The organism is Methylobacter sp., from assembly GCF_004322395.1.
Lineage (GTDB): Bacteria > Pseudomonadota > Gammaproteobacteria > Methylococcales > Methylomonadaceae > Methylobacter_A.
Genome location: NZ_SCTW01000004.1, coordinates 1 through 10,511, shown reverse-complemented (window position 1 = coordinate 10,511; position 10,511 = coordinate 1). Strand labels below are relative to the sequence as shown.

Annotated in this window: 10 protein-coding genes; 1 reads left to right on the top strand and 9 read right to left on the bottom strand. The window is 52.2% G+C overall.

Features of this window, described 5'->3' with window-relative positions; genetic code table 11:
- Nucleotides 1-71 precede the first annotated feature (71 nt).
- The 6 genes from EPO18_RS00345 to EPO18_RS00320 form a co-directional block, all read right to left on the bottom strand.
- A complete protein-coding gene (locus tag EPO18_RS00345) occupies nt 72-314 on the bottom strand; it encodes an IS110 family transposase (protein ID WP_292428928.1) in 243 nt (80 codons plus the stop codon).
- A 14-nt stretch (nt 315-328) separates the two neighbouring features.
- Entirely contained in the window at nt 329-496 is a 168-nt protein-coding gene (locus EPO18_RS00340; protein ID WP_292428925.1) for a hypothetical protein, read from the bottom strand.
- A 250-nt stretch (nt 497-746) separates the two neighbouring features.
- Nucleotides 747-1,724, bottom strand: coding sequence for an alpha/beta fold hydrolase (locus tag EPO18_RS00335; RefSeq protein ID WP_292428922.1), 978 nt, complete (start codon nt 1,722-1,724; stop codon nt 747-749).
- Between the two features lie 15 nt (nt 1,725-1,739).
- Complete coding sequence (locus tag EPO18_RS00330; protein WP_292428919.1) at nt 1,740-1,865, bottom strand: 2Fe-2S iron-sulfur cluster-binding protein; 126 nt, start codon at nt 1,863-1,865, stop codon at nt 1,740-1,742.
- Nucleotides 1,862-4,210, bottom strand: a complete 2,349-nt coding sequence (locus EPO18_RS00325) for an FAD-binding oxidoreductase (protein WP_292428916.1) — start codon at nt 4,208-4,210, stop codon at nt 1,862-1,864. The genes EPO18_RS00330 and EPO18_RS00325 overlap by 4 nt, the downstream gene beginning before the upstream one ends.
- An 86-nt stretch (nt 4,211-4,296) precedes the next feature.
- A complete protein-coding gene (locus EPO18_RS00320; RefSeq protein ID WP_292428914.1) occupies nt 4,297-5,328 on the bottom strand; it encodes an alpha/beta fold hydrolase in 1,032 nt (343 codons plus the stop codon).
- A gap of 828 nt (nt 5,329-6,156) precedes the next feature.
- Between EPO18_RS00320 and EPO18_RS00315 the strand changes: the two genes are divergently transcribed.
- Nucleotides 6,157-6,522: a tautomerase family protein gene (locus tag EPO18_RS00315; protein WP_292428911.1), complete on the top strand. Its 366-nt coding sequence runs from the start codon at nt 6,157-6,159 to the stop codon at nt 6,520-6,522.
- A 132-nt stretch (nt 6,523-6,654) separates the two neighbouring features.
- Here the strand turns inward: EPO18_RS00315 and EPO18_RS00310 are convergent, their stop codons facing one another.
- The 3 genes from EPO18_RS00310 to EPO18_RS00300 all read right to left on the bottom strand — a co-directional run.
- Entirely contained in the window at nt 6,655-8,706 is a 2,052-nt protein-coding gene (locus tag EPO18_RS00310; protein ID WP_292428908.1) for a Clp1/GlmU family protein, read from the bottom strand.
- Nucleotides 8,681-9,565, bottom strand: coding sequence for a helix-hairpin-helix domain-containing protein (locus EPO18_RS00305; RefSeq protein WP_292428906.1), 885 nt, complete (start codon nt 9,563-9,565; stop codon nt 8,681-8,683). Before EPO18_RS00305 ends, EPO18_RS00310 begins: the two co-directional genes overlap by 26 nt.
- 77 nt (nt 9,566-9,642) lie before the next feature.
- Nucleotides 9,643-10,511: endonuclease/exonuclease/phosphatase family protein (locus EPO18_RS00300; RefSeq protein WP_292428904.1), on the bottom strand; the 869-nt coding region annotated here is incomplete at its 5' end.

Sequence of the window (10,511 nt, the reverse complement as noted above, 5' to 3'; positions counted from 1 at the left end):
TATTTTTAACAGCGAATCTTTGCGCTTACGAGACAGTTCGGTTAAGTCTCTTTTGGCGCTCGATAGGAAATTTAAGTACCAAACTTGACCGACGTCTTGAGTGATGTCACATAGTCCAGGGCATACGGCGTGTAAATCGGCTTGAAGGCTATTTTTCGGGCATCCAAGGCATCGGTTTTTGCGGCGCCCGGAAAAATTTCTTTGAAGCGGGCTAGCTTTAAGTTATTGATATTAAACAGCCGGTAATTCCGTACCCTGATCATTTGATCTAAAGGTCGGGCATAACCGTTATAGCCTTCCATCGCTATGGACACAGATAATTTGTGTTTTAGTTCATGTTGCTGAATTCTTTTAAAAAAGTTTCGAATCCTTCTTTCGTATGCGAAATTTCAAACTCATCAAGCAGATTCCCGTCGGACAATCCAACGGCAACTGAATGGAACCTACAACCAATATCCAAACTGACGCGGATCTCTGGAAATACGGCTGTTGACATGATTGACTCCTGATAGTCTGATAAGAAAATACACCCATCAGCCTCGTCTACTTGCAGAGTCACAAAGAATTGGACATCATCCCGGTAGGCTTGTATGGATGATGTAGGTGACGAGGGCGGCATTTCAAAGTCGAGCCAACCTAAGTTGCGGACCCCTTAAGCCACACCCTCGCCAGGAAAACAGACTACGCTTTCTGAACAAGGGTGTCACCTACAAATACAATGGTAGACCCCTTTCTCCCATTAACGTTTAGCCACTGTTGGCAGAAGGTAAAGTAGAATGGCGCCCGTAGAAATCGCGCAAATGCCTAATAATTTCCTTGGCTCTGTCCAGGGGCAGGAAGTGCCCGCCGCGCTCTATTGTCACCATATCGGCCGCTGGTACGAGCCGATAATCATGTTCTCGTTCATGCGGCTTGGACCAATCCTGATCGCCCCAGAGAAAGAGCACTGGAACCTTGATGCGGTGATAATCCTTGGTCGCTCTCTGCCAGCTTTCAGCATTTCGAAGGAGACTGATGAACGCCCGGTAATGTCCTTTCCGGTTTCCCGTCGCATACATCTCTCTCAGCAGTGAAGGCGGGATGCTGCGCGGGTTTGATACTCCGCCTTCGAGCACGTTTTTCATGATGTAAAAATTCCGAAGACGCATCACCGTTTCGCCAAGGACAGGTATGTCGGCCGCCATCACCACCAGTCGAGCTAATAAGGAGCTGCGCCTTATGCCATGGCCTTGCGCATAGTCATAAGGATTGATCGCCACCACTCGCTCGACACGCGGATTATGTCGGGCGGCAACTATCAACGGAAGCGCTCCGCCTATCGAAACGCCGACGAGCATGACATCTTTTAAATCGAAGGAATCGAGAAAACCTTCGACCGCATCGGCAAAAAAACCTGCATCATATCTCGCTACGGGAATGTCTGAATAGCCGTGCCCCGGAAGGTCGAACGCATAGACGGTAAAGTCCTCGGCAAGAGTCGGCACGACCTTTTCGAAGAGGTCAAGCTGAGTTCTCAGTGTATGCAAAAGAACCAGGATGGGCCCATGGCCTGTCTTAATATAGCGAAGCCGGATGCCGTTCACTTCTGCGTATTGAATCGGGATATCGGGAGCCCATCGCAATTGCGCTGGAGGGGAAGGAGGACGGCGCAATGCCTCCACAACCAAAGAAATAGCAGGCAGCCCTATAACCATAGCGATTAATAGCAAAAGAAAATTGCTCATGATTTATTGCTCATATTAGGCGTCAATCTCCACATCGGTTTCGACCTCGGCTTGGCAGGCTAGAATGTAACCATCCTTTTTTTCACTTTCCGTCAACGAATCCTCGACCGCCATGCGCACCTTGCCAGAAAGCAATTTCACACGACATAAGCCGCAGGTCCGGAGCGGCAGGCGTTCTCTATGTAGACGTCCTCCTCGTCCGCTAGATCGAGAATTGTGGTGCCTTCGAAGATTGGGGAGTTGATCTGCGAACGCTGGAACTGGACGCATCCTACTATGGTGCCTGTGCGGGCAGGAGCGGCGGTCGGGTTACGCTTAATCGTGCCAAATGCTTCTGTCTTGATCTGGGCCTTGGGTACGCCAAGCTCGCTCAGCGCGGTTTTGACAGTTGCCATCATCGGCGGAGGACCGCAGAGGTGGATTCGCTGGTCGATGATATGGGGAATGGTACGTTCCAGAAAGGCCTTGTCGATGCGCCCAATCGGCCCGGACCAAGAGTCCTCTCCCGGACTGCTCAATGTGACCGTGACCTTCAGGTTTGGGTTGTGCGTCTGAAGGGAATCGGCTTCCTCTCGGAACAAATAGTCACCGAGAGCCCGAAAGCTCAGCAGCAGGTGTATGTCTCCCGGCCATTGACTATCAATCAAGTAGCGGACCACGCTCATCAGCGGCGTAATGCCGACACCGCCTCCAATCAGAACAATGGAGGGCGCATCATCCCCCGTAAAAATAAAGGTACCGTTCGGGGCCAATAATTTAATAGAATCGCCCGGTCTGAGCTCGTCGTGCAGCCAGCCTGAGACGAGTCCGTGTTCCTCGCGTTTGACGGTGATCTCGATGCGATCTCGCCAAGTCGGTGTGGATGCGATGGTGTATGAGCGCCGGGTCGGTATACCGTAGGGCTCGATATCCAGTGTCAGAAATTGTCCGGGTAGATACTGGAACGGAATCTTGCCTCCGGTTGGGTTAACCAACCGGAAGGTCTTAACCTCGCGTGCGGTCTCAATGATCTCGACCACAGCCAATGTCCCGTGCCATTTGATTTTGCCGGTAGCCGCATCGTTCTGCTGGTAAAGAACAGGTTCGCGTCGCAGGGTGGAAGTTTGTGGCAAAATTTCCGTGGCTTTGTGCCGTACGCCGGCACTTGGAAAACATTTACCAAAGGCGATCAGCAGTTGAGGTGAACCTTTAAGACGAATTTTTCTGCGTGCCAGCGCCCAAACCAGATTCCGCTCTTGGGCCAGAAAGCCGAGCCAAGTTCGGGTGTCCGCCGTCACATGTAGATCCGCAGTCCCCACTAAGCCTTCCTGTATGTGCAGTATACGGTCCCGAATGATGATCGTTGCTTCCTGCTTTTCCTCCCCGGTGAAACTGAAATGGTAGGTAGCATTCAGGCCCCGCGATTGATTAGGCTGGAAGATTAAAGGCATACTGGCGAGTAACCCTGGGATAGTGCGTGGGCGAAGCGCATTGCCGACGTGCTTGACGGTTTTATTTTTCCATTTCCTGCGGGCAAACATCTCCGCATCGGATCCTGTGATCACATACACGGGTTCCGGTTTGTCCTGTAATGGTTTAACGACATTCTGTAGATGGGCCTTGCGATCGGCGAGATAGGGGCCGATCACTTCTTCCCCGGCCGGACAAACTGCCATGCAATAGGCGGACTTGTAATTAGCCCGATGTGAAAGGCTTTGCCACATAGCGGCGGTTTCCGGTCCGCTGATGCGCTTGCGATAGTCCATGGCGTCCTTGCTGTCCGCCACTTGCTCGACCCAATCGGTGAAGCCGCCCATGAATTCCCGATAGTTGTGCGTGAAGCAGGCCGAGAAGTTGAAGCCACCGTCGGGCGCGATAGCGCCTACCGGGCAGGCTGATACACAAAGCCTGCATTCCAGGCAGGGGTTGTAATCGAGCGGTGTGTCATGGGCCGTGACTTCGGACTCGACCAGCACGGTCCCGAGCAGAATAAAGTTGCCGAACTTGGGATGGATGACATTGCGATGGATGCCCATATGGCCCAGTCCAGCGGCCACGGCAATCGGCTTGTGTGATACCACCCAGGCGCCGCCGTGTGGAAACTGGTACATCTCCATCGGGAAGCCCATCGCGGGGTTAACCGCCCGGATGCCGGATGCCTCCAAGCGCAGGACGATCCGACGGCTCACCTCATCCACCTGGTCACCCGTGCAATGGAACTCGAGATTCGCTACAGAACGTGCAGGACTGCGTATCGGTTCGCGGGACAGGCGGACGACGAAACTCAGCAACGTCTTCGTCCAGGGGTAGTGCTTCAGAATCTCGCTCCGTTGCGGGTCCAGAGCTGGCAGGTCGATGTCAATCAGACCGGCATCATCAGCGCCAGACTCCATAGCCAGTTGGCGCAACCATTCGACCTGTAGCTTCGGAATATCCTTGGTCTTGCTATCTTCACCAATTTCCCGGACATGCAGTCGCTTGACAGTGGGATGTTCATTAATATCCATAGCGTTGCCTTCTCTCCTGATTGCAGTCGCCTAAAGCGGCAGCCGGCTTAACTCATGGCTTCATCTTGCCGTTAATAAACCAATTTTTAACGAGTCTTGGCGGTCAGAATCAAATGCGCGACTTGAGCCGGTTCATCCATCTGGACGTAGTGACGAGCCGTTGGTAGCAAGAAGAGGTCGGAGGAGGGAAAGACTTGATGGAAATCTTTTGCAAGATCTGCAGTCAAGTAAGGGTCGCTCGCCCCGAAGATGATCCGCACGGGACCATCGAATGCAATAAGTTCGGCGACTCTTTGTGAGTTGGCGCCTATCGAATGTCCCAAGTCTTGGTTGAGCTTCACAAACGCGGGAATGGTGCTTGGCGTTTCTTTGAATTGCTCGTAAAGCCGTGGCAAAAACTTCTCTCGCACCGCCTCGTCGCGGAAAAAGGAACCTACCTGCCAGAAATACAACCATCGGAACATATCTTTATCATTGGCAATCGCCTGACTTAAACGACTGAAGGTCCAAGGGTGAGTTGGCTCGACTTGCCGCTCCGTTCTCAATTCGAGCAAATCGGCGAATATCCCGATCGCTTCAGGCGCCGAAAGTGAAGGCGTCAAATGGTAGAAGGTATTCAGAAGAACCAGCCCGCCTGTTTCTTCACTATGGTCGAGCGCCCGGTTGATCGCGGCCGGCCCCGAGGCATCGTGACTCACCAGAAGCGGATTTTGTAAGTCAAGCTGCTGGATAATTGCGTCAAGTTGTGCCGTTTGATCGTCGAACGTATAGCTGTAATTTTCAGGTTTGTCGGACTGTCCCCAGCCAAGAAAGTCAAACAAGACGACGTGTCTGCCGCAGAGATAAGGCACGACGCGGTCATAGAGGTGAAGGTTATCGGGGAAACCGTGCATCATCACAACTGGCGGTTCGGTACCTGTGTACTCACGGACATACAATTGATTTTCCCCATACTGAACCTGATGCTCAGTGAAATCCTGAGCGCAGGCATTGGCTTTTTCCGCTGGCTGCGATAGCTGATTCGGTGCTTTGTCCGCTATAGTTTCAGAATGAGCGCTGAATTTCACAGAAACTAAAATCAGAAAAACAAAGATCGTGCTAAGGCTTCGAATGCTCATGGGAGTATCTCCTGTTGAGGTAATGAAGGTATTTGCCGAGTGTTGGCGCGTAGCGAAAACGGATGTTAGCCCTTGATGAAATTTAATCAGTTAGAGCAAGGCTTTACTGGAATCAGTCTCACCAGTGTCACTTAGATAAGAACATTAATGAATATTAAGTTTTTTAATTCTTGGTTACTGTTCTACATTCAGCCGGTAAGGACGGTCAATTTTTAACCGGCATCAAGAATATTCATTCCTTGAGTTAAAGTCATGACCCAAATGGGTCAAAAGAAAAGACGGGGAGGGTAAGTTTTGTCGTGCACGCCATGTAAAAGGTGTAAAAGAGGTCAGGTTACATTGATGCTCATTGATGAAAAGTAACCGGACCTCTTTAACCGAAGATGTTCTTGTAAGATATCTTGAATATCTGGAGAAATTGATCGCTATGACAACTAATGCCAGTACTCTAAAAAATGCCTCTCCCATGTAAACTACGATGATGAAGATGGACTGGATACTGACATGTTAAATAAATTTCTTAATTTAACTCCATAATCCGCGCAGTATCGAGTATCGCAGATACCGTCTCGTAACTCCCTATGCAAGCGAAAAATGAGGAGCAAAAGGTTTACCGAATTTGAGGATAGCAAAGGCGATATGGACTAGCTTACGCATTGAGGCACAAACGATAGCCATGCCGTTTTTTCTGTTAGTCTCCAAGCTGGAAGATGGGGCCGGTCTTGGTTGCGATTGGGCAATGTCGCAACCAAGACCTGACACTTTTTTGCTTCTTTTTTGTTATTGAACCCTTCCATTAAAACTTTCGGAACAGGAGCGATAAACGTTATGCCATTAGTGACAATTTCAATACTAAAAGGAAAGTCGCCGGAATATATCAAAGCGGTGGCTGACGGTATTAACTCGGCGGTGATTGAAACGATGGGTTTTCCGGACGATGACCGCTACCAGATCATTCACCAGCTTGATCCGGAGTGCTTACAATTGCAGACTCGGGAGGGCGATCGCGTGATGATGCATCTAGTCATGCGTGCCGGCCGGTCAAACAAGGCCAAACAAGCTTTTTACAAGAAAGTCGTTGAAAATCTAGCGGAAAATCCAGGCATAGACCCGGCCAATGTGCTGATCACGATCACCGAAAACCACGATATTGACTGGTCGTTTCGGGACGGAATAGCGCAGTTTGTGGTTTAAGGAAGCGCTGAACAAACTATGATTTATCCATTGGGGGCGTTTGATTCATTTGTTCTTTCTAGTGGAAATGGCCTCATTATCAGGTGATACGATGAATTCATTCAGTTGCTATTAGTCACCGACAAATGACTTCTATCTCGGCGCTGTTCTGCTGCCGTTGATAGCGGGCGTGACAACACGCAAACAAGCAGAGTAGGCTGCTTCATAGACAGCTTCGAGCTGCTTTTCGTAACGCTTGGAAAAATGGAACGGCACCAATTGCTTGACGTCGGCTTGGCTTGCGATTTCGCCGCAAGCTCGAGCGGTCAAGTGGCCGGTTCGTTGGGCCTGCTCTATGTCGCTTTCCAGAAATGCAGCCTCGCAGAACAAAAAGTCAGCCCGCTGCGCCAATGCGCTCAGATCGGCGCGATTGGCAAGGGTATCGGCCAGATCGGTCGCATAAACCAATTTTTCGCCGGGTGTTTCCGTCAGCACGAGCTCGGCCAAATCCTTCACGGTCCGGGTGCTACGGTCGGGAAGATCGATTGTTGCGTCGGTTTTACCGTCGCCGGCCAGCCGTTTTAATTCGTTCAGCCAGGGGCCGGCGCTCAGGCCCAATGTTTTTATGGCATCATTGTTAACGTTGAATTTGGCTTTGCTTTCAAAAGCATAAGCTTGCACTGGCGTATGGTGATCCAATGTAACTGTGCGGACGGTGAACAACGGGTCATCGACAATCAACCCGTCGGTTATTGGAATTTCAGATAGTTCAACAGCATCCCGGCCCGTTTGAATGCAAGTCCGCTTGAGCCGGTCGCCGTGAATTTCAGCGATTTCGAAACGCGGCCCGGACTCTCCGATGCGATCCCACAGAATGCCGGCTATCATGCCTTTGATATGGCCGCTCAAACCCGGCGGGCCGAACAGACGGCAAGCCGGATAACTGCCGACACGCGAACGCAGCAGCCATAAAAAGCCCCCGATATGGTCGATATGGGCATGGCTGATAAAGATATCGCTGACTTGATGAGCGATGCGCATCGGTAATCGGCTCGAATCGCCTAAATCGAACAACAGGCTGCGTTGCGGTAGCCGCAAATGCAGCAGCGGATCGCCGAATACGCCGTTGAGCAATATCGCATACATGCCGCGCAATTTGACCGCGGGCCTGGGACCGCCGCCATAATCGGCCGCTGGATAAGGTAATGCATCGGGCGGCGGTAAAAATTGCAACTTGCCGGATGCGAACGGCACGACGCTGGTCAGCAGGCCATTTTGGTCGCTACAGGCGTCGCGTATTAGCAAGGTTGAACTGACTTGGGCAGTTTGCGACAGTCTGATGTGCAGTTTTTGGTCGTTCAGCGAGACGATCTCGCCAAAGCCGACGGTTCGGCCGGCTTCGATAAAAGCGCATTGCCGGCCGGGCCAGGCATCCGGGACGTCGACCGGCGGGGGCGATCCGATCAATTGAAGATCGGCCAGCTTGGTGGTCAGCTCCTGATAATCGGCCAGATGAACTTGCCATTGCTCGGTTCTACGTTGCGCCCGCGTTTTTGGGCTGGGACTACGAGCTTCCGGATGGGCGGGCACCGTTAAGACGTGGACGCCCAATGACAACAGCTCGTCTAATAAAGGCAGCCGTTTCGATGGGCGGTTAAGCACCAACACGGTATCGACGCCCAGTAGCTCGATAAAACCGGTCAGTAATTCCGAGCCGGCGATACTGCGGGTCACGCCGGGCGAATCGATCAGCATGAATCCTTGAGGAGCTTGGCGGATTAATTTGGCGACGGCCGATAAGAGCGGCAGCCGGAAACGTCCGGCATCCAATGTGCATAGCGCTTCGAATGCCAGGACTTTCCAGCCGGTTTTCTGCCAATGTCCCAGCGACACGGTTCCGGGCAGGCCGAAGCCGGGCAATCCAGGATCGGCGCTGATGCTTAAGCAGGTCAAGCCTTTATCGGCGATTTGACGGGCGAGTTCGACCGCCAGCGTGGATTTGCCGATGCCGGTTTCGCCGAACAGCAAAACCTTCCGGCTACTGGCCAGCAGCTGTTCGGCGAGGCTTGATGGACAATGCGGAAGCGGTGTTGGTTCGGTCATGGCGGCTACCCATGTAAGGTTGTCGACTACTATCGCGTCAAATCCCAGTCGGCGGCAACGGCTGCTCCAAGTGATATTAGCTGCGGCTAGAACTTTTTGCATCGGCATCCATGCCGAGGTTTTCGTAGTATGCGCGGCATTCTTTTTCTCGGCCCCGGACTATGCGCCGGCCGGTTTCCGGTCCGCGTGTTTCGGTGACGATTGTATGTTGCCCTTCGTGGTGCTGGTTGTCGTAAAAATAAATTACCACCCAATCGTGCTTACGGTCCAGTTGATGGGCACGGGCGGTGTTCGAAAACAAAGCGGTAAAATGCCAGCCCTGCTTGGTGGTATGAAAAATCGGCAGCCACGCTTCTCCGGTCGGGTTGAATCGCTTCGGTGCTATGGTTGGCAGTTCGCCGGCCGCGGCTTTCTTGCGGTATTGCTGGTCGACCGCCAACAGCAAATCGATCGGCGGTTCGACACTTGGGCGGTGGGGTTCTGAGCGGGGCCGGCGGTAACCCAAAACATGGGCCAGCCAACTTTGCACCAGCGCGACTTTTTTCGCGCTAAAGCCGGGGACCGAGTTTAAGCGGCCGTTATGTGCCGCCAGCTCCAACGCTTCCAGCGTATCGATATGCAGCGCTTCGATGATGCGGTGCGCGGATTTCGGGCCGATACCGGGAATCTGTTCGAATAACGCAATGGGGTCATGGCCGGTTTGCAAACTTTCCAGGCGGCTCATGCGTCCGGTTGCCGCAAACTCGCTAATCGATCGGGCAATGCCTTCGCCGATGCCGGGCAGATCCAGTAAAGCCGCAAAACCTTCACGTTCTAGCAAGGTTACGACCGGCTCATTCAAGGTCTGGATGGTCTGCGCGGCGTTTAAATAAGCGCTTACCCGGAAAGGGTTGGCGTTCTGCTGTTCCAGCAGCGTCGCAATTTGGCGTAATTTCGTAGCAATTTCTTTATTCTCGACCATCCCGCCCTCCAAACTTTGTTTTGATTGAACCGTTGGCGATTGTTGGCGATGGAGGGTGAAGAGGGCAAAACATTAGTTTAAATGCCCGGCAATTCAAATTCGGCAATGACCGGTGCATGATCCGACTCCGGAAATTTTACATCGGTCCCAAAAGCGACCGATTCGTCATGCAGCAATTCGTTGTGAATCTCGGCTTTCCTAAAATATGTCAGCAGGGAGCGGGAGACCAGCAGGTGGTCGATCATTTCGCCTTTGCCATGATGGATTAGGGAAAATCGGGCGGGTTCGGGAATGGTTTGTTCGCAGGGCACCATTACGCGCTTAGCTAGCGTATCATTGCCGGTGTTTTCGATATCGCCGCGAATCGCTTGCACCGGCACTTCGTCCAAGTCCGCATTAAAATCGCCGCACACCGCGATCAGCGCATCCTCGTCCACGTCGAACAGTTTATCGATCAATATCCGCACTTCCAGTGCTTGGCCGACTCGCTTTATCGAAGAGAGGAAAGAACCTTCGGCCCAGCCCGAGGCTGTTTTCCAGGTATATTGATCTGCTTTCTGTCCCGGAATGTCCGACGGTAAACGCGATTTCAGATGAACGTTGATGATATCCAGAGAGTGAGTATCGTCCAGTTTGGCTTTTGCATAGAGGATCGGCCGCTCCCAAGTAACGGCCTTGGCTATCGCATCCTGCGGCTCGGCAGTTATTTTTTGGTAGCGAGGGGTGATGGTGAAATCATGCAGGTATTCGTGATGTTCTGTGATCTCGAAGCGACTCAATATAACAAGGTTGCGCTGGTCATAAACCTGTAGACCTTCTTCGGTTAGCGTTGAAACATGGTGGTAATCGGCATAAGGCGTATTGTTAAGAAGTTTTTCCAGGGCCAGCAGCAGGCGAGGATGTCTCGCCGAGGCTTGGCCGTTGACTTCCTGCAGATCGGAAGAGC

Excerpts from the sequence above, each read along its gene's own strand:
- EPO18_RS00340 (WP_292428925.1), bottom strand. The coding sequence starts at position 496 with ATGTCAACAGCCGTATTTCCAGAGATCCGCGTCAGTTTGGATATTGGT.
- EPO18_RS00335 (WP_292428922.1), bottom strand. The coding sequence starts at position 1,724 with ATGAGCAATTTTCTTTTGCTATTAATCGCTATGGTTATAGGGCTGCCT.
- EPO18_RS00325 (WP_292428916.1), bottom strand. The coding sequence starts at position 4,210 with ATGGATATTAATGAACATCCCACTGTCAAGCGACTGCATGTCCGGGAA.
- EPO18_RS00320 (WP_292428914.1), bottom strand. The coding sequence starts at position 5,328 with ATGAGCATTCGAAGCCTTAGCACGATCTTTGTTTTTCTGATTTTAGTT.
- EPO18_RS00315 (WP_292428911.1), top strand. The coding sequence starts at position 6,157 with ATGCCATTAGTGACAATTTCAATACTAAAAGGAAAGTCGCCGGAATAT.
- EPO18_RS00310 (WP_292428908.1), bottom strand. The coding sequence starts at position 8,706 with ATGCAAAAAGTTCTAGCCGCAGCTAATATCACTTGGAGCAGCCGTTGC.
- EPO18_RS00305 (WP_292428906.1), bottom strand. The coding sequence starts at position 9,565 with ATGGTCGAGAATAAAGAAATTGCTACGAAATTACGCCAAATTGCGACG.